The 24,683-nt window shown below is 70.4% G+C and carries 24 protein-coding genes; 11 read left to right on the plus strand and 13 right to left on the minus strand.

Annotated elements, in window-relative coordinates; genetic code table 11:
• Positions 1-18: 18 nt before the first annotated feature.
• From ACMGFG_RS12915 to ACMGFG_RS12945, 7 genes are all read right to left on the minus strand, one after another.
• Positions 19-333, minus strand: a complete 315-nt coding sequence (locus ACMGFG_RS12915) for a ferredoxin family protein (protein ID WP_436930737.1) — start codon at positions 331-333, stop codon at positions 19-21.
• The gene (locus tag ACMGFG_RS12920) at positions 330-1,724 is read right to left on the minus strand and encodes an FAD-dependent oxidoreductase (RefSeq protein ID WP_436930738.1); all 1,395 of its coding nucleotides are present in this window, start codon (positions 1,722-1,724) and stop codon (positions 330-332) included. Before ACMGFG_RS12920 ends, ACMGFG_RS12915 begins: the two co-directional genes overlap by 4 nt.
• Complete coding sequence (locus ACMGFG_RS12925) at positions 1,721-2,770, minus strand: electron transfer flavoprotein subunit alpha/FixB family protein (RefSeq protein ID WP_436930739.1); 1,050 nt, start codon at positions 2,768-2,770, stop codon at positions 1,721-1,723. The genes ACMGFG_RS12920 and ACMGFG_RS12925 overlap by 4 nt, the downstream gene beginning before the upstream one ends.
• A complete protein-coding gene (locus ACMGFG_RS12930) occupies positions 2,767-3,558 on the minus strand; it encodes an electron transfer flavoprotein subunit beta/FixA family protein (RefSeq protein WP_436930740.1) in 792 nt (263 codons plus the stop codon). The genes ACMGFG_RS12925 and ACMGFG_RS12930 overlap by 4 nt, the downstream gene beginning before the upstream one ends.
• A gap of 22 nt (positions 3,559-3,580) precedes the next feature.
• The gene (locus tag ACMGFG_RS12935; protein WP_436930741.1) at positions 3,581-3,787 is read right to left on the minus strand and encodes a hypothetical protein; all 207 of its coding nucleotides are present in this window, start codon (positions 3,785-3,787) and stop codon (positions 3,581-3,583) included.
• A gap of 8 nt (positions 3,788-3,795) precedes the next feature.
• Entirely contained in the window at positions 3,796-4,155 is a 360-nt protein-coding gene (locus tag ACMGFG_RS12940; protein WP_436930742.1) for a helix-turn-helix domain-containing protein, read from the minus strand.
• A 92-nt stretch (positions 4,156-4,247) separates the two neighbouring features.
• On the minus strand, positions 4,248-7,232 hold the full coding sequence (locus ACMGFG_RS12945; protein WP_436930743.1) for a PAS domain S-box protein: 2,985 nt from the start codon (positions 7,230-7,232) through the stop codon (positions 4,248-4,250).
• Positions 7,233-7,400: 168 nt separating this feature from the next.
• Between ACMGFG_RS12945 and ACMGFG_RS12950 the strand changes: the two genes are divergently transcribed.
• Positions 7,401-7,709, plus strand: a complete 309-nt coding sequence (locus ACMGFG_RS12950; protein WP_436930744.1) for an Hsp20/alpha crystallin family protein — start codon at positions 7,401-7,403, stop codon at positions 7,707-7,709.
• Positions 7,710-7,800: 91 nt separating this feature from the next.
• On the opposite strand, the gene ACMGFG_RS12955 is transcribed toward ACMGFG_RS12950, so the two are convergent.
• Positions 7,801-8,493, minus strand: a complete 693-nt coding sequence (locus tag ACMGFG_RS12955; RefSeq protein ID WP_436930745.1) for a hypothetical protein — start codon at positions 8,491-8,493, stop codon at positions 7,801-7,803.
• Positions 8,494-8,598: 105 nt separating this feature from the next.
• On the opposite strand from ACMGFG_RS12955, the gene ACMGFG_RS12960 reads away from it, so the two are divergent.
• Positions 8,599-9,621 carry a hypothetical protein gene (locus ACMGFG_RS12960; RefSeq protein WP_436930746.1) on the plus strand — a complete coding sequence of 341 codons (1,023 nt, stop codon included), beginning with the start codon at positions 8,599-8,601 and terminating at the stop codon, positions 9,619-9,621.
• A 24-nt stretch (positions 9,622-9,645) separates the two neighbouring features.
• Positions 9,646-10,185, plus strand: coding sequence for an SRPBCC family protein (locus ACMGFG_RS12965; RefSeq protein WP_436930747.1), 540 nt, complete (start codon positions 9,646-9,648; stop codon positions 10,183-10,185).
• A 26-nt stretch (positions 10,186-10,211) separates the two neighbouring features.
• On the opposite strand, the gene ACMGFG_RS12970 is transcribed toward ACMGFG_RS12965, so the two are convergent.
• The gene (locus ACMGFG_RS12970) at positions 10,212-10,784 is read right to left on the minus strand and encodes a hypothetical protein (RefSeq protein ID WP_436930748.1); all 573 of its coding nucleotides are present in this window, start codon (positions 10,782-10,784) and stop codon (positions 10,212-10,214) included.
• Positions 10,785-11,054: 270 nt separating this feature from the next.
• Here ACMGFG_RS12970 and ACMGFG_RS12975 point away from each other — a divergent pair, with 270 nt between their 5' ends.
• The 6 genes from ACMGFG_RS12975 to ACMGFG_RS13000 all read left to right on the plus strand — a co-directional run bounded on the left by ACMGFG_RS12975 (position 11,055) and on the right by ACMGFG_RS13000 (position 18,528).
• The gene (locus ACMGFG_RS12975) at positions 11,055-11,711 is read left to right on the plus strand and encodes a flavin reductase family protein (RefSeq protein ID WP_436930749.1); all 657 of its coding nucleotides are present in this window, start codon (positions 11,055-11,057) and stop codon (positions 11,709-11,711) included.
• A gap of 202 nt (positions 11,712-11,913) precedes the next feature.
• The gene (locus ACMGFG_RS12980; RefSeq protein WP_436930750.1) at positions 11,914-13,137 is read left to right on the plus strand and encodes a transporter; all 1,224 of its coding nucleotides are present in this window, start codon (positions 11,914-11,916) and stop codon (positions 13,135-13,137) included.
• 126 nt (positions 13,138-13,263) lie between these two features.
• Positions 13,264-14,355 (plus strand): ABC transporter ATP-binding protein, encoded by a 1,092-nt coding sequence (locus ACMGFG_RS12985; RefSeq protein WP_436930751.1) that lies wholly within the window; start codon positions 13,264-13,266, stop codon positions 14,353-14,355.
• Positions 14,356-14,383: 28 nt separating this feature from the next.
• Positions 14,384-16,279, plus strand: coding sequence for an ABC transporter permease (locus ACMGFG_RS12990; RefSeq protein ID WP_436930752.1), 1,896 nt, complete (start codon positions 14,384-14,386; stop codon positions 16,277-16,279).
• Positions 16,280-16,417: 138 nt separating this feature from the next.
• Positions 16,418-17,407 (plus strand): substrate-binding domain-containing protein, encoded by a 990-nt coding sequence (locus tag ACMGFG_RS12995; protein WP_436930753.1) that lies wholly within the window; start codon positions 16,418-16,420, stop codon positions 17,405-17,407.
• Between the two features lie 119 nt (positions 17,408-17,526).
• On the plus strand, positions 17,527-18,528 hold the full coding sequence (locus ACMGFG_RS13000) for a substrate-binding domain-containing protein (protein ID WP_436930754.1): 1,002 nt from the start codon (positions 17,527-17,529) through the stop codon (positions 18,526-18,528).
• A gap of 48 nt (positions 18,529-18,576) precedes the next feature.
• Here ACMGFG_RS13000 and ACMGFG_RS13005 read toward each other — a convergent pair whose 3' ends face one another.
• The 3 genes from ACMGFG_RS13005 to ACMGFG_RS13015 form a co-directional block, all read right to left on the minus strand.
• The gene (locus ACMGFG_RS13005; RefSeq protein ID WP_436930755.1) at positions 18,577-19,548 is read right to left on the minus strand and encodes a substrate-binding domain-containing protein; all 972 of its coding nucleotides are present in this window, start codon (positions 19,546-19,548) and stop codon (positions 18,577-18,579) included.
• Positions 19,548-20,993 (minus strand): hypothetical protein, encoded by a 1,446-nt coding sequence (locus ACMGFG_RS13010; protein ID WP_436930756.1) that lies wholly within the window; start codon positions 20,991-20,993, stop codon positions 19,548-19,550. The genes ACMGFG_RS13005 and ACMGFG_RS13010 overlap by 1 nt, the downstream gene beginning before the upstream one ends.
• Before the next feature lie 157 nt (positions 20,994-21,150).
• Positions 21,151-21,681, minus strand: coding sequence for a DoxX family protein (locus ACMGFG_RS13015; RefSeq protein ID WP_436930757.1), 531 nt, complete (start codon positions 21,679-21,681; stop codon positions 21,151-21,153).
• A gap of 312 nt (positions 21,682-21,993) precedes the next feature.
• On the opposite strand from ACMGFG_RS13015, the gene ACMGFG_RS13020 reads away from it, so the two are divergent.
• Positions 21,994-22,293, plus strand: coding sequence for a DUF7521 family protein (locus tag ACMGFG_RS13020; RefSeq protein WP_436930758.1), 300 nt, complete (start codon positions 21,994-21,996; stop codon positions 22,291-22,293).
• 267 nt (positions 22,294-22,560) lie between these two features.
• A complete protein-coding gene (locus ACMGFG_RS13025; protein ID WP_436930759.1) occupies positions 22,561-23,034 on the plus strand; it encodes a redoxin domain-containing protein in 474 nt (157 codons plus the stop codon).
• A gap of 140 nt (positions 23,035-23,174) precedes the next feature.
• On the opposite strand, the gene ACMGFG_RS13030 is transcribed toward ACMGFG_RS13025, so the two are convergent.
• Positions 23,175-24,683, minus strand: a complete 1,509-nt coding sequence (locus ACMGFG_RS13030) for an NADH-quinone oxidoreductase subunit N (RefSeq protein ID WP_436930772.1) — start codon at positions 24,681-24,683, stop codon at positions 23,175-23,177.

A 24,683-nucleotide genomic window follows, 5' to 3' on the forward strand; every position in this document is an offset into this window, starting at 1 on the left:
GCCTCGTGGCTCGTCGGTTCACCCGTGTTTGTACGTGACACCCGCCCCGGTGTCGGGGTAGGTCCACTCGACGTTGCCGTGGGGGCAGGCCCACCGGCAGCTACCGCACTCGAGGCAGTTCTCGTAGGCGATCTCCGGGACGCCGTCCTCGCCCACGCGCCAGACGCCGGCGGGACAGACGGCGGCGCAGTCGTCGGTGCGGCACTTCTCGGCGCAGATCCCGGGAATCGTCACGTCGAGGTGGGAGTCGCCGGGGTCCTCGTATTTGACGGTGTAGAGGCGGTCTTCGAGCGATTCGTTGTCGACGCTGGGGATGCCTGGTTCGACGCTCATAGGAGATTTCGGTAGCGGACCGCGAGCTTCGCGGCCCCGGTGTAGCCGCCGACGGCTTGCAGGAGCTCCCGCTTGGCCGTCTCGGCGTGCTGGTCTTTCGGCGCCCTGTCCATCCGGAAGTACTCGCTGCCGGCGTCGGCGACTGCCCGCGGCAGCTCCTCGAACAGCAATTGTCGGTCCTCCTGGACCCGCTCGATCAGCCACTCGTAGCGGTCGAGGTTCCGGACGACGAACGACGATTCGAGGGCCTCGCGGTAGCCCGCGAGCGCGTCGGCGTCCGTGCGACCCCGCTGGGCGGCGTCGGCGACCGCCTTCCCGGCGTGGTAGCCGCTCTCGACGGCCATGTTCGTGCCTTCGAGGTGCAGACCGTTGTTGAGGACCAGCCCCGCCGTGTCGCCGACGAGCACGGCGCCGTCGTGGACGAGCTGTGGCATCGCCTCGGCGCCGCCCTCGGGGATGGTCTTGGCGGTGTACTCGACGGTGCGGGCGCCCCGGAGCAGGGGCGCGACTGCCGGGTGGGTCTTGAAGCCGTCCAGCGTCGCCTCGGGGTCGGGCTGGCCGGTCGCCGCGTCCGAGAGGCGGTAGGCCAGGCCGACGCTGACGGTGTCCTCGTTGGTGTAGACGAAGCCGCCGCCGAAGGCGTCGCCGACGGCGCCCTCGCCGAAGTAGTGGTAGGAGGCGCCGGCGTCGCCGCTCACCCGGAAGCGGTCCTCGATGGCGTGTTCGCGGTCGGGGAACTCCAGGACCTCCTTGACGCCGACGGCGACGTTCTCGCGGCGCTCGGGCGCTTTCAGGTCGGCCCGCTCGCTCACCAGCGAGTTGCCGCCCTCGGCGAGGACGACGTAGGGGGCTCGCACGGTCCCGTCGGGGCGGTCGGTCTCGACGCCGACGACCCGGTCGCCCTCCCGGAGGAGGTCGGTGACCGTCGTCCGGCAGACCAGCGTCGCGCCGGCCTCGACCGCCTGCTCGGCGAGCCACTCGTCGAACGCGCCCCGGCGGACGGTGTAGGAGTCGTTGTGCGGCGGCTCGTGCCACTCGCCGGGGCTCAGCGAGACGGCCGTCTCGTCGTCGTCGGTGAGCATCCCGAAGCGCCGTTCCGCGATGTACCGCTCCAGCGGCGCCGACTCGACGTCGACGAGTTCGCGCAGCGTCGGGGTGTAGAGCACGCCGCCGAAGACGTTCTTCGCGCCGGGGAACCGGCCCCGCTCGACCATCAGCACGTCCAGCCCGTGCTCGGCCATCGTCAGCGCGGCGGTGCTGCCGGCCAGCCCCGCGCCGACGACGACGGCGTCGAAGGCGCCGTCGTAGTCCGGCGTCGCCGTCTCCCGGCTGTCCAGGTCGATACGGTCGGCTCCTGCGTCAGTGCTCGCTTCGGATCCCGTGTCGCTCATGGTCTGGCCTCCGGTTCCGCGTCGGCGGCATCGACGAGGCCGTCCTCGCGGACTCGCTCGGCCAGCGCCGGACAGACCTCGAAGAGGTCGCCGACGACGCCGTAGTCGGCGTGCTCGAAGATCGGGGCGTTGGGGTCGTCGTTGACGGCGACGACGACCTCGCTGTCGTTCATCCCTTCGACGTGCTGGACGGCGCCGGAGACGCCGACGGCGACGTACAGCTCCGGCCGGACGGTCTTGCCGGTCTGGCCGACCTGGCGGGAGCCGTCGACCCAGCCCTCGTCGACGGCCTTCCGGCTGGCCGCAAGCTCCGCGTCGAGCGCGTCCGCCAGTTCCTCGGCCGGGCCGAGGTCGCCGTCGCAGCCGCCGCCGACGGCGACGATCCGGTCGGCCTCGGTGATGTCGGCCGTGTCGCCGACGGCCCGCTCGCGGACCTCGCTGACGGTGTCGCTCTCGTCGACGACCACGCCCACCTGTTCGACCTCGCCGTCGCGGTCGGGGTCGCGGTCGGCCGCCGCGAAGACGCCTGGCCGGACCGTCGCCATCTGCGGGCGGTGGTCCTCGCAGACGATGGTCGCGAGGACGTTCCCGCCGAACGCGGGCCGGCGCGCCTCCAGGAGGCCGTCGTCGTCGACGCCCAGCTCCGTGCAGTCGGCGGTCAGCCCGGCGTGGGCCGGCACGGCGACCCGGCCGGCGAAGTCCCGGCCGGTGTGGGTGCCGCCGATGAGGACGACCGCGGGGTGGCGCTGTTCGACCAGCGCGCGGAACTGCTCGCCGTAGGGGTCCGCGCGGTAGGGCTCGAAGACGGGGTCGTCCGCGACCAGCGCGCGGTCGGCGCCCCGCTCGACCGCCTCCCGGGCCACGTCGTCCGCGTCCTCGCCGATGACGAGCGCGACCAGGTCCTCGCCGAGGTCGTCGGCCAGCCCGCGGGCCTCGCCGAGCAGCTCCCACGAGACGGTCATCACGTCGCCGTCGTGCTCCTCGACGAACACCCACACGTCGCTGTACTCGTCGGGGTCGACGGCGCCGGCCTTCTCGCCGCTCATCCGACCACCCCCGTCTCGGCCAGCGCGTCGGCCAGTTCCTCGGCGCCCGCGACGGTCTCGCGCTCGCGCTCGACGGGCTCGACCGTCTCCATGCCGCCGACCTCCGTCGGCGAGGCGCCGATGCCGACCTCCTCGTCGTCGAGGCCGATGTCGGCGGCCGACAGTTCCAGCGGCTCGAACTCGGTCTCGGCGTAGAGCTTGCGGTGCAGGCCCGCGGGCCGGGGCTCGAACTCGCCGTAGGCGACCGCGACGACGACCGGGAGGTCCGCCGCGACGACCTCGTAGCCGCCCTCCACGTCGCGGCGGGCGACGAGTCGGTCCTCGTCGAACGCCGGTTCGAGCGCCTCGGCGTAGGTCACCTGCGCCCACCCGAGGTGAGCGGCGATCCCAGGCGGGACCTGGCCGGTCGAAGAGTCGGTGGTCTCCTCGCCGCAGACGACCACGTCGGCGCCGAGCGACTCGGCGGCCGCGGCCAGCGTCAGGCTCGTCGGCCAGGTGTCGCTGCCGGCGAACGCGCGGTCGGTGATCAGCGCGGCGTCGTCACAGCCCACGGCGACGGCCTCCTCGAGCACGTCCGTCGCCGTCGGCGGCCCCATCGTCACGGCGACGACGGTGCCGCCCGCCGCGTCGCGCAACTGCAGCGCCGCCTCGAGCGCGTCGCGGTCCGGCGGGTTCAACACCGCCGGCGCACTCGCCCTGTCGAGGTGTCCCGTGTCGGGGTCGATCCGTACTTCGTCGTCGTCGGGCACCTGCTTGACGCCGACGACGACGGTCGGGTCCGTCGTCATGCGTTCGTCCTCCTGTGATAGGTCATCTGTTGTCGGGTCCGGTCGCTGGTGGTCGGCCGGTCGCGGGCGGGTCCGGTCGCTCCCGGCGTCGCGAACACCGCTCGATAGTCACCCGGTGTTCGACGCCCTGCTCGCGCCGGTGGGCGCGCTCCTCGGACAGCGCCGCCGCGACCGATGGGGCCTCGGCGGTGAACGAGCACGTCTCGCAGTCGACGCTGAACCGCGCCATGGCCCCGGTCAGTCGCTCCCGACCGCCGAGCTCGGCGGCTCGACGACCCCGTCGAACGCGGCCGGCTTCGACGACTCCCCGGCGAACTCGACGGCGAAGCCGTCCTCACCCATCGTGACCACGGCCCCGTCGAAGTTCAGCTCGTAGACGTTCTTCGGCCGGCAGTCTTCCGGTAGCCGGTTTTTTTCGGCCACGAGCTCCGCCTCCTGGAGCCGGTTGACCTTCCGGTAGGCCGTCGACAGCGGGATGTCGCACTCCTCGGACAGCTCCGGGATGGTCTTGGCCTCCTCCCGCACCGCGTCGAGGATCGTCTTGCAGTCCTCGTCGCCCACCGCGTCCAGGAACGCCCGGTCTCTGGTTGTGTCCATCTGTACCCGATCCTTCTCCCCCTGCGGCCATAGCCGACGGAGCTATCTGACTAGTACTGTCCGCCCGAAAGGTTTCCGTAGAAGCTAGTCAACTAGCCTTCGATTCGTGTCACGTCGGCCAGCGGCGCGTCCTCGGCCTCGACCAGGAGTTCGAGGACCTTCCTGGTGCCCTCGCGGACGTGGCGGTAGAAGGTGGGCGAGGCGATCCCGAGCACGTCGGCCAGTTCCTCGCCGGTTGAGTTGCGGGGGGAGGCGAAGTAGCCGGCGTGGTAGGCGAGTGCGAGCGCCTCGCGCTGGCGGTCGGTCAGCCGCTCGGCGACGGCGCTGCGGGTCAACTCGACGGTCCGCACGTCGCGGTCGCGGGTTCGCTTGGCGACGAAGACGGTGTCCTCGCCGGCGGCCTCGACGGCGGTGATCAGCGCCTCCACGTCCGAGCGGGGCGCCGTCTCGCAGCGGACCGTCGCCACCTCGCCGGTCGTCTCGAACTCTCGGACGGTCGCGCCGCGCTCGACCAGCGCGGCCACGGGGTCGGCGCCGCCGGTCACCTCGACGACGCCGGTCTCGCCGTGGGCCTCGACCACCCGGGTCCCGACAACGGCGTCGCGCTCGGCGAGCCGGTCGGCGACCGCCCCCGGGCGGGCGCCGTCGACGGCGACGTAACAGACGTACGACCCCTCGGCGGCGGGCGCGACGCCGTTCAGCGAGAGCCGACAGCCCAGCTCGCCCGCGACGCTCGCGGCCGGCGAGTCGCGGGTGCCGACCTCGAACTCCAGCTCGACGACGGTGTCGGTGTGGAGCAGCTGCCGGTTCTCGGCGGCGTTGATTGCGTGGCCGACCCGCTCGCCGAGTTCGCCCAGTAGCCCCCGCTCGTACTCGTCGAAGGCGTCGGGCCGCGCCGAGTAGACGGTGACGACCCCGAGCACGGAGTCGCCGTAGACGACCGGCACCACCGCCTGCGACTGGAAGCCGCGAGCCAGCGCGCGCTCGCGGCGCGGGCCCGCATCCGGAGCCGTCGTCAGATCGCGGACCGCCTGCACTTCACCGTCGGCGACCGCGCGGCGGTAGAGGTCCTCCTCCGGCTCGCCTCCGGTTCCCTCGCTCCCGTGCCCGTCGAGCGCGAGGTCGAGCCCCTCGACGAACTCGTCGTCGACGCCGGCCCACTCGCGGGGCGTGATCTCGTCGGCGGCCGCGTTGTACTCGCCGACCCACGCCGCGAGGTACGTCTCCGAGGCGGTCAGCTGCTCGCAGACGCCCCGGTCGACGGCCTCCCGGGTGTCCGCCCGCGCCAGCTCGCGGTTGATCGGCCGCAGGCTCTCGATGATCTGTTTGATCCGGCGCAGGGAGTTGCGCTGGCTGCGCAGCTCACGCTCGCGTCGCTTCTGGTCGGTGATATCGTCGTTGACGGCGACGAACCGCTCGATCTCTCCGTCGTCGTCGACGATGGGTGCGATGGTCTGGTTGACGACGTAGGGCTCGCCGGACTTGCGGCGGTTGCGCACCTCGCCGGTCCACACCTCGCCGTCGCGGATCGTCTCCCAGAGGTCGGCGAAAAAGTCGGCGTCGTGCTCGCCGGAGTTGAGAAGCGAGGGTTCGGCGCCGACCGCCTCCTCGGCGCTGTAGCCGGTGACCCGCTCGAAGGTCGGGTTGACGTACTCGATGGTGCCGTCGGTGTCGGTGACGTAGACGGAGTGGCCGGCCTGCTCGACGGCCTGCCGGAAGGTGCGCAGGTCCTCCTCGGCGCGCTTGCGGGCCACCAGCGCGCCCAGGTCGGCCGCCACGTCGGTGACCGCCTCGACCAGTTCCTCGTCGGCGGCCCGCCGCTCCCGGAGGAAGAACGTCAGCACCGCGACGACGCCGTCGTCGGTCTCGATGGGGACGCCCAGCGCCGCCTGCAGGCCGACTTCCTCGGCGGTCCCGGTCCGGTGGAACGTCGGCTCCGGGACCGCCGAGGCGTCCGGGATCCACTCGGCCGACTCGCTCGCCCAGACCCGTCCGGGCAGCCCCTCACCGGCGTCGAAGGTCACGTCGCGGCTGGCCGCCAGGAACGGCTCCAGCCGCTCGGACGCGGCGTGGCCGACGAGGTGTTCGAGGCGCTCGCCGTCGGCGGCAGGTACCCACGCCTCGCCGTAGGCCCACTGCGTGCGCGCACAGACGGCTTCGAGGGTCGTCTCGACCCCCTCGCGGAAGCCGTCGGCGTCGGCGATGGCGTGGTTGACCGTCGCCAGCAGGTCGCGCTCGTCGGCCAGCCGCTTGCGGTCGGTCCGGTCGCGCAGCCGCAGGTCGTACCCCGTAACCCGCCCGTCGGCGTCCCGGCGGGCCGCGACCGCGACGTGCGCCCAGAAGTCGCTCCCGTCGCGGCGCAGTCGCCACCCCTCGGTCTCGACTGCGCCCTCGGTCCGCGCGCGGTCGAGCGTCTCCGCGGGGTCGGCCGCGGCGTCGTCGGGGTACAGAAGCGACAGGTCCGCGCCGACGGCCTCGGCGGCCGACCAGCCGGTCACCGCCTCGGCGCCGCCGCTCCAGGCGGTGATCCGCCCGTCGGCGTCGAGCGCGATTCGGGCGGTGTCGTCGGCCAGCGCATTTCGCCCGGTGTCACCCGCCGACGGGTCGTCTTCCGGCACGTCGTCCCCGGCGCCCCTGACCGACGTGTCGGGTGTGGCGTCGCCGCCCGATGCGGCCGGCGCCGTCCGCTCGCCCCGCGTGAGCGTCACGACGACCCGCCCGCCGTCGGCGGGGCTGACCGTCGCGGCGACGCCAGCGTCGACCCCCTCGGCGCTCTCCGACCCACGCCACGCGACCCGCCGCTCCGCGCCGCCGTCGGCGGCCGCCGCGACCGCGTCGACCGCACGGTCGGGCAGGACCGACTCGGCGGCGCTCCCGGCGAGGGCGGCGGGTTCGCGCCCGAGATATCGCCCGGCGCGGTCGTTGGCGAACGCGATCCGCCCGTCGTCGACGACGAGCACGCCGGCCGCTGTCGCGCCGGCGACGGCCGCCAGCGTCTCGCCCGCCTCCGCGCCGTCGACCGCGTACCCGCGCCGGTCCCGTTCACCCGTCTCCGGTCGCGTTCTGTTGCCCGTCACGTCGGGAACCTACGTCGCGAGCGCGCAAAAGGGTATTCCACGGGGCCGGGGTGTCGGTTCCGCGAGTTCGACCGGCCGGACCGCTCGCCGGTCCGGCGTTCTCAGCGAGCTGTAACTACCGAAACGAAGGTACGCGGGTGTGCGGTAGCATCCAGCAGGGCAAGTCCGATGACACACCATCCCGACCACGAGATCGAGTTGTACCGCGACGACGGGGTCTACCGGGTCTTCGTCGACCTGCCGGGGTTCGACCCGGGGGACATCGACGTGACGTGGGTCAACAACCGGCTGACCGTCTCGGCGCGGCGAACGGGCGGGCCGGGGAGTTCGCGCGTGTTCGACCACGAGGTGAACGTCCCGCGGGCAGTGGACACCGACGGCATCACCGCGACTTACCGGGACGGCGTCCTCGACGTGGAACTCCCGGTCGCAGGAGAGGAGGAGCCGCCCGGCCGCCGGATCGAGATCGAGGAGTAGCGGCGGCCGACGGGGAACGGAGAGGGAACCACGGCGCAACCGTCACCGATTCTCGGCGCCGTCGCCGACGTTCGCGGTTCGTGCCCCCGGGTCAGACGACGGTGAACTGGTCGGCGACCTTCGTCTCGACGGTCTCTTCGTCGGCCTCGACGGTGACCTCGTAGCGGTAGGTCCCGCGTTCGGTCTCGGGGCTGGTGGCGATCTTCGTCCCCCAGGTGTCGGTCGAGTAGGCCTCGTGGTCGCCCTCCCAGTTCAGCTCCAGCGGGCCGTACTCGGCGTCGGGGAACTCGACGCGGACGGCGTCGACGGCGTCGTCGCCCAGCGGCTCGCCCGTCTCCGGGTCGTAGAGAGCGACGTGGAGACCGACCTCCATCCCGGCGGCGAACCGACCGAGGCTGGCACAGGAGGTGGTCGTCGGCGGCGGCGTCGGGGTCGGGGTGGGAGTCGGCGTCGGGGTCTCCTCGGCGGTCCCGTCGGGGGCGGCGGTCCCGTTGTCGTCGCCGGGGTCGGACGGGGTGGCCGGGCCGACGGGCTCGTCGGTGGTGGTCGTCTCGGTCGTGACCGTCGGCGTGTCGGTGTCGTCGTCGCCGGTGCCGGGGTCGGTGATGTACTGACAACCGGAGACACTCGCGGTGGCCCAGGTCGCCGCGCCGGCCGCCATGAGCCGCCGCCTCGTCACTCGCCCGTCGCTCGACCCCGACCGTTCGTCCTCGCCAGGCGGTTCGGGCTCGCCCTGTTCGCCCGCGCGGTCGCCGCGGTCGACGCCGGAGGTGTCGTCAGCCATCTCGCTAGGGTCTTCGGCGAGTTTCGGATAAAACGGACGCCGTCTCTCCCAGAGAGTTAGAACTTCGGGGAGGGTTTTGTCGCCACCTCCGGGAGTTGTGTGTGTATGAGCCGCGACAGCAGCTACTCGACCGACCAGGAATCGTCCACCGGCGCGGACGAGCCCGACGACGGGGCGACCCGCCGTCGCGTGCTCGCCGGCGGGGCCGCCAGCTGGGCTACCGTCGCGCTCGCCGGCTGTCCCGGCGGCGACGGCGACACCGACACCCCGGAGCCGGCGGCCACCGACACGGCGACGGAGACGCCGACCGACACGCCGACGGCGACGCCCGAACCCGAGCCGGAGAACTACGTCGTGACCGCCGAGACCGGCACCGGGGAAGTCCCCGAAGGCGCGGCGTTCGCGTCGGCGTGCTCGGCGACCCGGCGGTTCGTGCCCGGCATGCTGGCGGTGTTCTACGTCGGCATCTACGACCCCGAGACGGGCGACCAGCTCACCGACGAGGACCTCGACAGCGTCGTCGTCAACGTCGACGGCGGCCCCGAGGTCGAGCTGGGCTGGGCCGGCGACGACGAGGAGAACCCCGCCCAGGAGTGGAGCGGCTCCTGGGAGCTCCCGGAGGACATCTCGACGGGCACCTACGCCTACACGGTGGAGGTCACGGACGGCGACGCGAACTTCCGGGCCGTGGGCATCCTCGAGGACGCAATCGAGGTCATCGAGTACTCCAACCCGACCAACTACGTCGTCACGACCGAGACGTTCTGGAACGGCGCGCCCGTGGAGTCGGCCAACGGCTTCGTCGGCGGGTGCGCGCCCGAGCGGCAGTTCAGCCCGGAGATGGACGTGACCTTCTCGGTCGGCATCTACGACGGGTCCAGCGGGGATCTGGTCGGCGGCGACGCGTTCGACTCGGTCACGGTGGAGTCGACCGACGGCGCCTTCGACCCGGTCGAGCTGTCCTGGCAGGAGGGCGGCGAGGAGTCGACCGCCCAGTGGACCGGCACGCTGGAGACCGAGACGCTCGACCCCGGCAGTTACGGGTACGAGGTGGTCGTCACCGACGGCGAGGCGAACTTCTACGACGTGGGGATCGCCTCGAGCCAGTTCACGATCATCGAAGTGTAGCGACCACTCTCCCCCCGCACATCAATGAGCCACTCAGACGACACGCGACCCGAGGAACCGACCGGCGACGACCCCGAGGAGTCCACGGTCGAGGACGACGGCGTCGAGCGCCTGGAGTTCGCCGACGCCGTCTACATCGACGCCGAGCCCGACGAGCTGTGGGCGTGCCTGTCGGACCCGGAGACGCTCACGGAGTGTGTGCCCGGTGCCGAGGCCATCGAGCGGCTCTCGGAGCGGCGCTACTCGGTGGATATCACGCGGGGGGTGAGCCGGCTCACCGTCTCGCTGTCCGGCGAGGCCGAGTTCGTCGAGATGGACCCGCCGGACCACGTCGTCACGAGCGCGAGCGCGTTCGACTCGACGACCGGCAGCGAGTTCGACGTGCTCGCCGCCATGGAGATCCAGGACGGCGACCGCCACGCCTCGAAGCTGGCCTACACCGCCGAGGTGACCTACAGCGGCGGGGCCGCCACGCTCAACCCGTCGGTGCTGCGCCCCATCGTCGAGCGCGACATCGACACCTACTTCGCCAACCTCACGGCGGCCATCGAGGACGCGGACTGACCCGGAGCGCCGTCGTCGCGGGCGGTTCACCACAGGCCCCTGTGGCTCGTGAGCACGAACCCCGGCGGGTCCTCGGCGTCGCCGTCGCCGAACAGCTCCGCGAGGAACGACAGCGAGTAAGTGTAGCCGGCGATCTCGACCGGCCGCCGCTCGGGCGGCTCGTCGAACCGTTCGGCGTAGCGCTCGACCGTGTCGCGGTTCACTTGCAGGCCGTACCGGCGCCGCAGCAGCCGCTCGCAGGCGGTCGGGGACCGCTCCGCGGCGTGGAACCGACACAGGTCGACGACGGGCTTCGCGTAGTCGCAGTCGGGGTAGAACAGCCCCGAGAGGTCCCCCTGGTAGGAGCGCCCGCAGGCCGTACACTCGTACTGCTGGACCGCGACGCCCACGTCCTCGATCCCCTCGTCGGTGACCAGCCGCGCGACCGTCTTGGGCTCGCGCTGGGAGCCGTTCTTCCGGCGCTCGGTCGACTCACAGTTCGGACACGGCCGCGGGTCGCCGGCCCGGTCCCCCGCGTAGCCCCGCAGCTCCTCGTGGATCGCGTTGACGAACAGCGGCGAGACGACCGGGTCCGGCGCCTTCTCCGTCGGGCCGCGCATACCTCGACCGAGGGCCGAGTCCGGCAAAACCGTCACGTCAGTTTTCGCTCGCTGGGATCACGTCCTCGGTGCCGGAACTCCGGACGACCCTCGGACCGCGACAGGCCGAGGAGGTGTGTCCCGGGCCTCAGCAACCGCGTCCGCCGGTCGATCGGAGACGAGCGCGTGGCGGATAGCGGGCGCCGCCGGGTCGCTCCGCGGGGGACCCGACGGACTGGACGTGGTGACCGATAACGATACACATTAGGAGCGAGGCGGGAAACCCCGGGTATGGGATCGGAAACGCCGGAAGACGTGTTCGACGAGGTCACCGGACGGGACTCGAGTTCGATCTTCAAGCCGAAAGTGACGGCGCTGGTCGTGAGCAACAGCGAACGGAAGGGGCCGAACCTCATGACGGCCTCGTGGTGGATGACGGCGGGGTACAAGCCGTTCCGGTACCTGCTGGCGGTCAGTAACAAGACGTACACCCACGAGATCATCGAGGAGAACCCCGAGTTCGTGATGGCGGCCCCCTCAGTCGAGATGGTCGACGCGCTGACCCTCTCGGGGAAGGTCAGCGGCCGCGACATCGACAAGATCGAACACCTCGGGCTGGAGACGGTCCCCGGGAGCGACGTCGACGTGCCGCTGTTGAAAAACGCCACCGGTAACGTCGAACTCTCCGTGCTCGACTCCTTCGAGTTCGAGGGGATCACCTACTACTTCGGCGACGTCGAAAACGCCTACGTCACGCCGGACGGCCTGGACGGGCGCATCCTCTCGCCGGACGCCGACGTGCTCGCGTACATGGGCAGCGACTGGGGCGAGGAGGAGACCCGGACGAAGTACCGCTACTACGCGAACCTGACCGCGGAGGCGATAGAGCGGTTCCCCGGCGACGAGGTGGTCGAGTCGCTCCCCGAGGACCTGCAAGAGGAGTTCTAGACGCTCACCGCCTCGCGGTCGAGCGTCTGATGGGCAGTGGGAGTCGTCCCACGCGGATTTCACATCAACATTCGACCACCAATATCACGTTATCGTTCTAACCTACCGGTCCCGTATTTCACGTCAACGTTCGACCGATGTCTTCCCATCAGATAGCAATCTACGGTACCCGTTTATCCGTACGCGGGGAAGCCACGGGTGTATGACGGACCAGCGTTCAGCGGACGACGAACGGGGACGCGACGGGGTCGACGGCCGGCAGCGTCGCGCCGGGACGCCCTCGCGGCGGGCGTTTCTCGCGACGGGCGCCGCGGTCTCGGCGGCGTCGCTCGTGGGGTGTCTCGGGAGCGGCGCGGGCAGCGGCCCGGCGACGACGACGGCGGGCGAGCCGGAGCCGCCGTGGACCACCGACCAGCTCGTCGACTACGTCGACGACGGAACGACCGTGACCATCTACGCCGGGTCTGGCGAACAGCCCACCTGGAACAGCCTCGTCGACGTGATCAACGAGGAGTTCGACGCCGGGCTGGAGGCCGACGTGGTCTCGGCCGGCGGCTCGCAGATCTCCCAGCGGGTCATCCAGGAACGGCAGGCCGGCGAGGACCAGGCCGACCTCGTCGCCAGCGCCACCGACATCCGGAACCTGATCTACGAGGACGGCGAGTCCGTCGCCGAACAGTACTACGAGTGGGACGTCGACGAGAACTTCTGGTTCAGCGAACAGCTGGAGGACTACATGACCCTCCCGTGGGGCGCCTCGGCGTTCAACGGGGGCGCATCGTCGGTCATGCCGGTCAACCGGGAGATATTCGAGGAGCGCGGCCTCGATATCCCGACCAGTTACAACGACCTCTTCGACGACCAGTACGAGGGGCTGGAGATGATCATCCCCACGGGCCCCGTCACCAGCCAGATCGGGTGGATCATCGGCTACCACGCCGACCAGACCGACATGGACAACATGGAGTGGATGCGGGCGATCGTCGACCACTTCGAGGTGACCGGGTACAACTCCCACTCCGACGGCGGGCGCGCCGTCGCCCAGGGGAAGGTCCCGCTGATGTTCTACAACTTCCCGTGGACGATCGCCGAACTCGTCGCGGAGTTCCCCCTGATGGGCAACTTCGTCGACCCGGTGAAGTGGAACACCTTCGAGGGGCTGTTCTCGATCAACAAGAAGGCCCCCCACCCGTGGGCGGCGCGGCTCGTCCTCAGCGCGATGCTGGAGGCGCCGGTCCAGCGGCGGCTGATAAACGACGTGCCGAACGTGACCGCCGCCCGGACGGACCTGGACCTCTCCGACGTGGAGATGAGCGACTACGCGCGCAAGCGGCTCACGACCGAGACGACGCCGGTCGGGTTCTGGGAGGGCCAGGAGTACACCGAGATCGGCCAGCGGGCCGTCGAGGACGCGATCGAGTTCTGACCCTCCTGCCGCGTCGGCGCTCGTCGCCGCTCGCCGCTCACCGCGCCCCGACTCGCTGACCACGGAAGACACCGAGACCACACGACTCCGGACACCCTCACGATGCCCACGCACCCGCAGTTGGCCGTGACCGACCTCGACAAGCGCTTCGGCAGCGAGTACGCCCACCGGGGGGTCGACCTGACGGTCGAGCGCGACGAGATCGTCGCGCTGCTGGGCCCCAGCGGCTGCGGCAAGACCACGCTGTTGCGGTGTATCGCCGGCGTCGAGGTGCCCGACGGCGGGGAGATCCGGATCGGCGGCGAGACGGTCCACGGCGACAGCGTCTCCCGTCCTCCCGAGGACCGCGACCTCGGGATGGTGTTCCAGAACTACGCGATCTGGCCGCACAAGACCGTCTACGAGAACGTCGTCTTCCCGCTGCAGTACGCCGACAACCCGTTCCCCGACTCGGAGTACGAGGCCCGCGTCGAGGAGGTGCTGGAGCTCGTGCAGATCGGCGACCTGAAATCGGCGCCGGCGACCGACCTGAGCGGGGGCCAGCAACAGCGAACCTCGCTGGCGCGGTCGCTCGTCCACGACCCGGACCTGCTGCTGATGGACGAGCCGCTGAGCAACCTCGACCGGGAGCTGCGCAAGGAGATGCGCGACGAGCTCCAGCGGCTCCAGCACGAGCTCGGCGTCAGCGTCCTCTACGTGACCCACGACCAGGAGGAGGCGTTCTACCTCGCCGACCGGGTGGTCCTGATGCGCGACGGCGAGACGGTCGAACGGGGGCGGCCCGCAGAGCTGCACCGCCGCCCGTCGTCGCCGTTCACCAGGCGGTTCGTCGGCACGCACAACCGCTTCTCGGGGACGGTCGACGTGAGCGCCGACGGCGACCGCGTCGTCCGGACCGACCTCGTGGCGTTCCCGCTCGACAACGTCGACTACGTCTCCGACGGGGTCGAGACCGGATCCGTCCGCTGCTTTCTCAGCCCGTCCGACGTGGAGATCGGCGGGTTCGCGGGCCGGCCCGACGGGCGGCTCGAACTCGCCGGGACCGTCGTCGCCGAGGGGATCCTCGGGGACACCTACGAGCTGACGGTCGCGTTCGACGGGGCGGCGACGGACCTGGTCGTCCACACCGAGACCGTCCGGGACCGCGAGCGGGGCGACGAGATACGCCTCCACGTCCGGCCGGAGGCGATACAGGTGTACCCGGCGGGCGACGGATGACCGGCGCCGACCGGAGGGACCGGACCCCATGAGCGTCCGCACGCGCCTCGGCCGGCGGGTACGGAGCGTCCGAACGCGACTCGCCGAGCGAGTGGGGAGCGTCCGGACGCGGCTGGGCGAACGAGCTGGGAGCGTCCGCACCCGCCTCGGCGGGCAGGCCCGCGACGCCCGCGAGTCGCCGCTCGAAGCCCTCCCCGCGCCGAGCGGGACCGACGGCCGGGTGCGGCGGCTCGTCCTCGGCGGGTTCGCGGTCGCGACCGTCCTGCTGACGCTGGTCCCGCTGGTCTTCCTGCTGTGGACGAGCGTCTGGGACGGCTACCCGGGCCAGTTCTCCGGGTCGGTCACGCTCGGGAACTTCCGGGCGGTCTACCTGGAGAACGCGTTCGACATCGGTGCCCTCGTGGGCAACTCGCTGTTCGTCGCCGGCGGGACGACCCTGATCTCGATGGGCGTCGGGCTCGCGTTCGCGTGGCTGCTCGTGCGGACGAACGTCCCGACCAAGGACGCGATGGAACTCGTACTGATCTCGCCGTACGCCGTCCCGGGGTACATCTACGCGGTCATGTACATCACCGCCTACGGGCCGGACCACGGGCTCGTGACCACCGCCCTCGTCGGCGCGCTCGGGCTGGAGGCGCCGCCCATCGACATCTTCAGCCCGACCGGGATCGTGGTCGTCGCCGGCGTCGACGCGGTGACCTCGGTGTACCTGCTCACCGCGCCCGCGCTGCAGGACATGGACGCCTCCCTGGAGGAGGTCGCGCGGATCCACGGCGCGAACGTCCTCCAGACGGTCCGGTCGGTCACGTTCCCGGTCATCCTGCCCGCGATCCTGACGGCGCTGATCGTCCGGTTTTTGCTCGGGCTCGGCGAGTTCTCCATCGTCGCCATCCTCGGCGCCCGCGAGCGCTACGAGGTGTACGCCACCGCGATCTGGAAGGCCGTCCGGCTGCGCGCGCCGCCCGAGTACGGCCAGGCCGCCGCGCTGTCGATCAGCCTGCTCGTCGTCGCCGCCGTCCTGGTCTGGTACCACCGCAAGGTGACCAGCCGCAAGGAGGACTACATGACGGTGACCGGCCAGGGCTACCAGCCCCACACCTGGGATCTGGGCAGGTGGCGGTGGCCGCTCGCCGGCGCGCTGTGGGCGTTCATGCTGCTGGTCTGGGTGCTCCCGGTCGTCGTGATGGTGGTCGTGTCGGTCCACTCGGTGTGGGGCGGGACGGTCGACCTGTCGCGGCTGACCCTCGCCCACTACGTCGAGGCCGTGACCAACCCCCGGTTGCGCGGCGCGTTCGTCAACAGCGTCCTCGTCAGCCTCGCGGGCGCGACGCTCGGGACCGTCCTCGTCGTCGGCCTGTCGTACTACACCGAGCGGACCGACTACCCCTTCCGGGGGGCCGTCGACTTCCTCTCGCTGTCGTCGGTCGCGATCCCCGGCGTGATCACGGGCGTCAGCGTCCTGTTCACCGCGCTGTGGGTCGGCAAGGTCCACCCGCTGGTCGACCTCTACGGGACGCTGTGGATCGTCGTCATCGGTTGCGTCATCGCCTACATCCCGATGTCTTCGCGGCTCGCCATCGGCAACATCGTCCAGATCCACACGGAGCTGGAGGAGTCGGCCCGGATCGCCGGCGCCACCTGGGTCCAGCAGATGCGCGAGGTGTTCCTCCCGCTGTTCCGGAACACGTCGGCGATCATCTGGTTCTACCTCCTCATCCACATCTTCCAGCTGATCACCATCCCGCTGATGGTCTACTCCTCGGACACGATGGTCGTCCCGGTGAAGGTGTTCAACATCTACATGAACACCGCCAACGTCGAGCTCGTCTCGGCCATCTCGACGGTCTTCGTCGGGCTGACCTTCCTCGTCTTGCTCTCGCTGCGACTCGTCGGCGTCTCCTTCCACGACATGAACGTCGAGTAGACGACAGTCACCTGTCCCGGCCACCACGACCACCGCGCTCGCGAACCGACCCAGCCCGGGCCCACGGACCGATCCCGGCCTTCGGGGCCGCGAACCGACCGCCGACCACCGACCGCGGACCAGACCGAACACTCACCCATGCCAATCGACCTGTCGATCGCCTGCGGCGACCGCGACCTGAACCGTGCGCTTCTCACCGGCGACGTCGAGCCCGACGGGGTCGACGCGACGACGACGCCGGTCTACCCGTCGAACCGCCACCGCCGCTTTTTCGCGAACCTGGAGTTCGACGTCTGCGAGGTGTCGCTGGCGTCGTACCTCTCCTCGCGGGACCACCGCGAGGACTACCCCTTCACCGCCATCCCCGTCTTCCCGGCCAAGCGATTCAGACACTCGTTTTTCTACAGACACGCCGACGCCGACGTGGACGGCCCCGCGGACCTGGCGGGGCGGAAGGTGGGCGTCTCCTCCTGGCAGACGACCGCCAACGTCTGGATGCGCGGGATCGCCGGGGAGTACTACGGCCTCGACCTCGACTCGGTGACGTGGTACCGCCGGAAGGGCGACGACGTGCCGGTCTCGATCCCGGACCGCTTCGACATCCGGCCCGTGCCCGGCGAGCACGGCGGCGACGCGGTTGCCGAACGCGAGGACCTCAAGCGGGCGCTGTTCGAGGGGAAACTGGCGGCGGCGATGGACCCGGCGGGGTCGCTGTTCTGGGACGTGGCCGAATCGGACGCGGCGGAGTTCGTCTTCGACGACCCCCTCGCCGCCGAACGGGAGTACTTCGAAGAGACCGGCATCCACCCGCCGATGCACGCCGTCGCGATCCGCGACGAAGTCCTGGAGGAGCACCCCTGGGTCGCGACCGAGATCTTCGACGCGTTCTGCGAGGCCCGCGACGCCTGCCTCGAACGCAACACCAGCCCCAGCGCGAAGGCCTCGATGACGTGGGCACACCTCCACCTGCTCGAACAGCAGCGGATCCTCGGTGACGACGCCTGGGCGTACGGCCTGACCGAGCGCAACCGGCGAGGGCTCGAGAAGTTCGTCGAGTACGCCCACGACCAGGGGCTGGTCCGGCGGCCGTACGACGTGGACGAACTGTTCGTCGACGGGGTCGCGTAGCCACCGGGTGCACGGGCGGACGTGCCGGGCGCGAGCCGCCCGAACGACCGTCGTGCCGCGGATCCCACTGCGCTGGAATCCGAGGAAGGTATTCCCCCGCCGGGGTCGCACCCTCGCACATGACGGTCGAACTCTCGGTCGCGCTCGGCGACAGGGACATCTACAAGCCGCTGTTGACCGGCGACGTGCAGCCGGACGGCATCGACGCGACGGTGATCTCGGAGTACCCGCCCAAGCGCCACCGACGCATGTTCGAACACCTGGCGTTCGACGTCTGCGAGGTGTCGCTGGCGTCGTACCTCTCCTCGCGCGAGCGCCGCGAGGAGTACCCGTTCACCGCCATCCCGGTGTTCCCGAACAAGCGGTTCAGACACTCGTTTTTCTACAAGCACGCCGGCGCCGACGTGGACGAGCCGGCCGACCTCGAAGGGAAGCCGGTGGGCGTCCAGTCGTGGCAGACGACCGCCAACGTCTGGGTCCGCGGGATCGCCGCCGAGCACCACGACCTCGACCTCGAATCCGTCGAGTGGTACCGGCGCCGCGAGGACGACGTGCCCGTCGACCTGCCCGACCGCTTCGACATCCGGCCCGTGCCCGGCGCGCAGGACGGCGACGCGGTCGAGCAACCGAAGGACCTCCGCGAGATGCTCTTCGAGGGGGAACTCGCGGCGGCGATGGACCCGGCGGGGTCGCTGTTCTGGGACGTGGCCGAATCGGACGAGGCGGAGTTCGTCTTCGACGACCCCCTCGCCGCCGAACGGGAGTACTTCGAAGAGACCGGCATCCACCCGCCGATGCACGCCGTCGCCGTTCGGGACGAGGTGCTCGACGAGTATCCGTGGGTCGCGACCGAGATCTTCGACGCGTTCTGCGAGGCCCGCGACGCCTGCCTCGAACGCAACACCAGCCCCAGCGCGAAGGCCTCGATGACGTGGGCACACCTCCACCTGCTCGAACAGCAACGGATCCTCGGTGACGACGCCTGGGAGTACGGCCTGACTGATCGAAATCGCCGCGGCCTCGAAAAGTTCGTCGAGTACGCTCACGACCAGGGACTGATCCCCAGGGAGTACGACCTGGCCGAACTGTTCGCCGAGAACGCCGTGGAACTCACCGGCTGACGGCTGTTCTCGGCTATCCGGTTTTCCGAGAGTTTCCCGGCCGCAACGCTACGCGTAGTAGTCGGTGTCGAGGTGGTCGGTCGCGAACAGCTCGCCGGCGTCGTAGCGCTCGGCGGCGACGCCCTGGTCGTGGGCGTACCCGGCGAGCGTCTCGACGGCCGTGACGTTGTCCTCGGTGAGCCCGTACTCCCACGGATCGTCGCCCAGCACCGACCGCTGTTCGTCGGCGTACACGTCCGCCCAGACGAGCGGGAGTTCCCGGGGCCGCTCCAGCGCACCCAGGCCGATCTCCTTCGCACGCTCGAAAGCGTCGTACAGCGGCTGGACGACCCACGGGTGCTCGTCGAGCACGTCGTCGCGGACGACGACCGCGTGCATGATCGGGAAGATCCCCGTCTCGCGGTAGTAGGTCTGCTCGACGGCCTTCGCGTCGTCGAACAGCCGGCGGGCGTTCGCGACGCCGGCGTCGACGGGGTGGAATATCGCGTCGATCTCGCCGCGTTCGATCAGGTCCTCGAGGAGGCCGATGGTCGACCCCTGGTGGCCGACGTACTCGAGGTCGATCCGGTCGGGTACGTCCACGTCGACGATCTCCGAGCCGCCGGCGACCCACTCGACCGAACCCAGGTCGAGGTCGTGGCGGTCGGCGAGGGTGCCCCGCTGCCAGATCCCCGTCGTCGTCTGCCAGTTGACGATGCCGACGCGGGCGCCCGCGAGATCCGCGACCGAATCGATCCCGGCACCCTCGCGGACGTACATGTACGCGTGTCGGAACTTCCGGAAGGGGAAGACCGGGATCGCCGTGAACGGGAAGCGGTCGGCGTCGCGGCGGGTGGCGAGGTAGGTCCCCATCGACAGCTCGCAGGCGTCGAACTCCAGGTCACGGACCATCCGGGAGAAGCGGACGGGGTTGGGGTAGTTCACCGCCGACAGATTGATCCCCTCCGGTTCGACGCGGCCGTCCCGGAGCGGTTGGGTCCAGGCGTAGGGGTGGACCGCGAGCGACAGGTCCAGCGCCATCACTCGGTGACCTCGAAGGCCATGTGCAGAGCCGGCAGCGGCCGGACGGGGTGGTTGTCGAGATACGAGAGGTGCGGGCGCACCTCGAAGACCGGTTTCTCCTCCTGCATGTCGAAGAGGCTGGGGTAGATATCGATGAAGTGCCAGCCGGGCTCGCCGGCCGCGCGGAGCCGCGCGTGGACGGTGCCCTCTTTGTCGTCGCCGGCGGTGCCACAGACGTAGCCCAGCGGCGTGTTGTCGTAGACGAAGAAGGGGGCGTTCTCGTAGATGGTCCAGCCGATCCCCGACAGCTCGATGTCGATCTCCGTCCCGACGGGGCCGCGGGCGGGCGCGAACGTCTCGATGGACGGCTGCATCATAAAGCCCGTCACCGCCACCTCGCGGCCGTCGACGGCGGCGGTGATCGGCCGGGTCGACCCCTCCGCGCGCGGGATGGCGATCTCCGTCTGGAAGCTCCCCTCAGCGTCGGTCTCGACGGTCGGCAACACGTCGGGCTTGGGCTCGGGGGTGATGGGGATCCCCTTGACGCGGTGGCCCTCGTGGCGGTACCAGATCAGGTCGACCTCCGTCTCGGCCGGGAAGTTCCGGCCGGTGAGCACGGCGGTCGTCCCCGCCTGGCCGGAGGGCGGCGAGATCTCCAGTTCCGCCTCGCCCTCGGCGTCGATCTCGGGGTAGTGGACGCTCATCGGCTGCTCGTCGAGCAGCGGGTCGACCCAGGCGGTCCGGGGGTCCTCGTCGGGCTCGGTCACCTCGACGGTCCAGACGGACTGGCGGCCGCCCGCGACCGGGCCATAGGGCGACTGGGTGTTGTTCTGGAGGTACGGCACGCCCTTGTAGTTGCGCCACACCTGGATGACGTGCTCGCCGGGCGGACCGACGGCGCGTATCTCCGCGGTGGCCGTCCCGCGGTTCATCACGCCGGTCATGAAGCCGACGTTGCCGTTGTCCCAGGAGACCTGGTAGTTGTTCGTGACGACGTTCGGCCCGATCCCGTAGCCGGTGATCGTGAACGCCTCGCCCAGCGGCGCCTCCGTGCGGTCGATTTCGAAGTGGGGCGTGACCGAGAACTCGTCGCGCGCGACGACGTTGCCGTCGCCGTTCGTGACCTGGATCCGGTGGGCGCCGCCGTAGTCCTCGGGGACCGTCCAGGTCTCGTCGAAGGCGCCGTCGGCGTCGGTTCGAACGGTCCCGATCTGGTCGGTGCGGGGCTGGTACTGCGGGCCGACGACCTCGTTGCCCTCCAGGACGCCCCACCGGCCCTCCGTCGAGTTCCACAGCAACTCGTACTCCTCGTCGGCCGGGAAGTTGCGGCCCTTCAGCGTGATCTCGTCGCCGACGTACCCCTCGTCGTCGCTCAACACCAGCGTCCCGTCCGATCCGCTGCCGCGGCGGTGGCGCTGGAGGGTCTCTCGCAGGTCGCTGGACACTCCGGATTCGTCGTCCATGTGTGTCCGTTCGCGGCTCCCTCGAATACGTCTGTGCCAGCTTCCACGCTGACGGTGGACACGGCAAGAGTTAAGAGGTGAATGGCGGCCGCGGTCGCGAACGGTGACCGCGGCGGCGGCCGAGAAGGGGACTGCCGGAGCGGCCGACGGGACGGGTCTACCCGAGGAACAGCCGGAGCTGCGGGTACTCTTCGACGATGTCGAGTTCCTCGATGCGGGCGTCGAGCCCGAGGATGCGGCCGGCGCCGAACGCGCCGAGACCGAACAGGAGGAAGACGTACACCATGTGGTAGTCGATGAGCAGTGCGTTGTCGAAGGGGTAGGAGGCCAGCCAGTAGAACAGCATCATGGTGGCCCCCCAGAACGCGCTGAACCGGACGAGCACGCCGAGGATCAGCGCGAGGCCGACCAGCGTCAGGCCGAGCTGGTTCAGCGGCGTCAGCAGCCACGCCCACTCGTTGCCCATCGTCGTCCACAGGCCGGTCAGCGGGTTGCCGTCGGGGATCCCGTACAGCAGGAACCCGCGGACGCTCCACTCGGGGTTGACGACCTTCGTGATCCCGGCGTAGAAGAACGTCCAGCCCATGATGACCCGCAGCGCGAACAGCGCGTAGCCGATCCACGTCTCGGAGTAGGTGAACTGCACGTCCCAGCCGAACACCTTGGATTCGAGTTCTCGCGTCGCCATACGCCCACGTTCGCCCAGAACGCGGATAAGGGGTGTCGTGATTCCCAGCCGCTGGGACCCGGTCGAGCGGCGCCGGCGCCCCGAGACCCGGAGAACCGCCCGAACGCGCCCGGAAACGCGCCGCGTCCCGGTCCGACCGCGGACGGCTCCCAGCCACCCGTTCCCGGACGGTAAGAAGCCTGTTCCGGCTTGAAGAGGGCTGGCGTGGTATCTCTCCTCACGGCCGGGGACACCGGTTGCGGTCCGGGTGCCGTCGCCGCTCGCCGCGGACGGACGGCCCGGACGGTGAACGCTCCCCGACGGTGATCCACCATGTCGACGCACACCATCACGGTCGCGACGCTCGTCGTGACGACGGTCGCCGTCGTCCTCGGCGCGTTCGTCGCCTCGCTCGCACACAGGGCGGCCAACCGAACGTCGTCGCGCTCGCTGTCGCTGCTCAGCTACGGCCTCGGCGCCGTCGCGCTCGGCCCGCTGGTCGGGGCCGTCGGCGCCGTCACGCTCGGCCTCGACGCCGAGTCGACCCTGCTCGTCCAGGGGCTGTTCGTCGCGCCGGGGTTCGCGCTGCTCGTGCGCTCGCTGTATCCCGCCGGGCGACCCGTCCGGGCGTGACTGCCGGTCGCGCCCGACCACCAGTTACTTTACTTACTGGTCTGACAGCCCCGATGGAGCTGATTCCATGGGGGAACCGTCGACACCGCGGGACGAGCGCGACGCGGTCGAACACGTCCTCGTGACGAACGACGACGGGATCGACAGCCCGGGGCTCGCCGCCGTCGCCGACGCGCTGTCGAGCCTCGTCCCGAACGCCCCGCTGGCCCCGCCGTCGGAACCTGTTCGGTCGGTGTTTTATTTCGCGCGAGCCCGTACGGACAGGCGATGGTTTCCACTGGCGAATCCGCACCCACGTTCACGGCGACGCTCGGCACGAGTGACCACGAGGACTTCGACCTGGCCGACCACCTCGGCGACGGCCCGGTCGTCCTCGCCTTCTTCCCCGGCGCGTTCACACCGCCCTGCACCAACGAGATGGTCGCGTTCCAGGAGCGACTCGACGAGTTCGAGTCGGCGGGGGCGACGCTCTTCGGCGTCAGCGCCGACTCGCCGTTCTCCCAGGGCGCGTTCCGCGAGGAGCACGGCATCGAGTTCGACCTCGTCAGCGACATGGACGGCGACACCATCGAGGAATACGGCCTCACGATGGACATCCCCGACCTGGGCCTGTACGGCAACGCCAACCGCGCCGTCTTCGTGATCGACGACGAGGGTACCGTCGTCTACGACTGGGTCGCCGACGATCCCACCAACGAGCCCGACTACGACGCGGTGCTGGACGCCGTCGAATCGGCGTAGCACCGCCGTCCTCGTTTCCCGTCTCCGTTTTCGCTACCCTCGTGACCGTCGTTCGGAGCCGCAGGTGCGTCGAGGGGGACGACGGACGCGCTCCCGGGCCGGAGCGGCGAAAGAATCGAAACGCGGAGAGTCGGCGCCGGTCAGCCGAACAGGACGGACGCGGCGTCGAAGGCGCTCGGCGAGAGGAGGCCGAACGCGGGCAGCAGCGCGAAGGTGAGGAACGCGGCGATGACGACGGCGGCGTACAGCGAACTCGGGTAGCCGCCCAGGTCGAAGTCGCCGTCGGGTTCCTCGAGCCACATCGCCCGGACGACGCGGCTGTAGTAGTACAGCGACAGCGCGCTGTTGACGATGAGCGAGGCGGCCAGCAGCCAGGTGCCGGTCTGCGCGGTCGCGGCCAGCAGGTAGAGCTTCGAGATGAAGCCGCCGCCGACCGGCAGGCCCGCGAGGCTGAACAGGAAGACCGTCATCGCGGCGCAGGCCAGCGGCGCCTGCTTCGAGAGGCCGTTGAAGTCCTGGAAGGTGCGGCCGATGCCCCAGTACTCGGTCAGGGCGACGAACAGGAACGCGCCGGTGTTCATGAACCCGTAGACGAGCAGGTGCATCATGCTCGCGCCGAGGACGAACCCGTTGTCGACGCCCGGCGAGAGCGCGGCCAGCCCGATGAGGACGTAGCCGGCGTGGCCGACCGACGAGTAGGCGAGCATCCGCTTGACCTTCTCCTGGGTGGCGGCCGCGAAGTTCCCGACGGTCATCGTGACGACCGCGAGGACGGTGACCGCGGTGACCCAGTCGACCATCGGGGCGGCGCCCGTCAGGCCGCCGACCTCGGGGAACGCGGTGAGGAACACGCGGAAGGCGACGACGAACCCGGCGGCCTTCGAGGCCGACGAGAGGAACGCCGACACCGGCGCGGGCGCGCCCTCGTACGCTTCGGGCGCCCAGAAGTGGAACGGGACGCTCGCGGTCTTGTAGGCGAACCCGAGCAGCATCATGATGACGCCGACGCCGAGGACCCCGACCGGGATCTCCGAGCCGGCGGCCAGCGCCTCCGCGACGGCCTCCAGCTGGAGGCTGCCCGTCGCGGCGTAGACGAGGCTGATCCCGTAGGCGAGCACCGACGACGACAGCGCGCCGACGAGGAAGTACTTCAGCCCGCCCTCGACGCTGCCCTGGTTGTCCTTGAGGAACGCGACCAGGGCGAACGACGGCAGGCTCGCGAGTTCGAGGCTGACGAACACCGTCGCGAGGCTGTTGGCCGAGGCCATCAGCGACATGCCCGTCGCGGCCATGATGACCAGCCCGTAGTACTCGGCCTGGTACTCCTCGCCGGCGAGGTAGTCGTAGGAGGCCAGCGTCACCAGCGCGGTCACGCTCGCGACGATGACCACGAAGAACAGGCTCATCCCGTCGACGACCAGCGCGCCGCCGAACAGGTCGATGGCGCCCGTCCCGCGCGGTTGGCCGACGCCGAGCACGAGGAAGTACCCGGCGACGAGGAACGCGGCGAGCGCGCCGACCGTCGACACGCCCGCGAGGACGGCGTTGGAACTCGTCCCCGGCTGGGGCTCGATGCTGTCGACGATGAACAGCAGCATGGCGGCCGCGCCGAAGATGATCGCCGGCGTGAGCGCGACCCAGTCGGCCAT

It is taken from the genome of Halosimplex halobium, from assembly GCF_051414055.1.
Classification (GTDB): domain Archaea; phylum Halobacteriota; class Halobacteria; order Halobacteriales; family Haloarculaceae; genus Halosimplex; species Halosimplex halobium.

Coding starts and splice junctions, on each gene's coding strand:
- ACMGFG_RS12915 (WP_436930737.1), bottom strand. CDS start 333: ATGAGCGTCGAACCAGGCATCCCCAGCGTCGACAACGAATCGCTCGAA.
- ACMGFG_RS12920 (WP_436930738.1), bottom strand. CDS start 1,724: ATGAGCGACACGGGATCCGAAGCGAGCACTGACGCAGGAGCCGACCGT.
- ACMGFG_RS12925 (WP_436930739.1), bottom strand. CDS start 2,770: ATGAGCGGCGAGAAGGCCGGCGCCGTCGACCCCGACGAGTACAGCGAC.
- ACMGFG_RS12930 (WP_436930740.1), bottom strand. CDS start 3,558: ATGACGACGGACCCGACCGTCGTCGTCGGCGTCAAGCAGGTGCCCGAC.
- ACMGFG_RS12935 (WP_436930741.1), bottom strand. CDS start 3,787: ATGGCGCGGTTCAGCGTCGACTGCGAGACGTGCTCGTTCACCGCCGAG.
- ACMGFG_RS12940 (WP_436930742.1), bottom strand. CDS start 4,155: ATGGACACAACCAGAGACCGGGCGTTCCTGGACGCGGTGGGCGACGAG.
- ACMGFG_RS12950 (WP_436930744.1), top strand. CDS start 7,401: ATGACACACCATCCCGACCACGAGATCGAGTTGTACCGCGACGACGGG.
- ACMGFG_RS12955 (WP_436930745.1), bottom strand. CDS start 8,493: ATGGCTGACGACACCTCCGGCGTCGACCGCGGCGACCGCGCGGGCGAA.
- ACMGFG_RS12960 (WP_436930746.1), top strand. CDS start 8,599: ATGAGCCGCGACAGCAGCTACTCGACCGACCAGGAATCGTCCACCGGC.
- ACMGFG_RS12965 (WP_436930747.1), top strand. CDS start 9,646: ATGAGCCACTCAGACGACACGCGACCCGAGGAACCGACCGGCGACGAC.
- ACMGFG_RS12970 (WP_436930748.1), bottom strand. CDS start 10,784: ATGCGCGGCCCGACGGAGAAGGCGCCGGACCCGGTCGTCTCGCCGCTG.
- ACMGFG_RS12975 (WP_436930749.1), top strand. CDS start 11,055: ATGGGATCGGAAACGCCGGAAGACGTGTTCGACGAGGTCACCGGACGG.
- ACMGFG_RS12980 (WP_436930750.1), top strand. CDS start 11,914: ATGACGGACCAGCGTTCAGCGGACGACGAACGGGGACGCGACGGGGTC.
- ACMGFG_RS12990 (WP_436930752.1), top strand. CDS start 14,384: ATGAGCGTCCGCACGCGCCTCGGCCGGCGGGTACGGAGCGTCCGAACG.
- ACMGFG_RS12995 (WP_436930753.1), top strand. CDS start 16,418: ATGCCAATCGACCTGTCGATCGCCTGCGGCGACCGCGACCTGAACCGT.
- ACMGFG_RS13000 (WP_436930754.1), top strand. CDS start 17,527: ATGACGGTCGAACTCTCGGTCGCGCTCGGCGACAGGGACATCTACAAG.
- ACMGFG_RS13005 (WP_436930755.1), bottom strand. CDS start 19,548: ATGGCGCTGGACCTGTCGCTCGCGGTCCACCCCTACGCCTGGACCCAA.
- ACMGFG_RS13010 (WP_436930756.1), bottom strand. CDS start 20,993: ATGGACGACGAATCCGGAGTGTCCAGCGACCTGCGAGAGACCCTCCAG.
- ACMGFG_RS13015 (WP_436930757.1), bottom strand. CDS start 21,681: ATGGCGACGCGAGAACTCGAATCCAAGGTGTTCGGCTGGGACGTGCAG.
- ACMGFG_RS13020 (WP_436930758.1), top strand. CDS start 21,994: ATGTCGACGCACACCATCACGGTCGCGACGCTCGTCGTGACGACGGTC.
- ACMGFG_RS13025 (WP_436930759.1), top strand. CDS start 22,561: ATGGTTTCCACTGGCGAATCCGCACCCACGTTCACGGCGACGCTCGGC.
- ACMGFG_RS13030 (WP_436930772.1), bottom strand. CDS start 24,683: ATGGCCGACTGGGTCGCGCTCACGCCGGCGATCATCTTCGGCGCGGCC.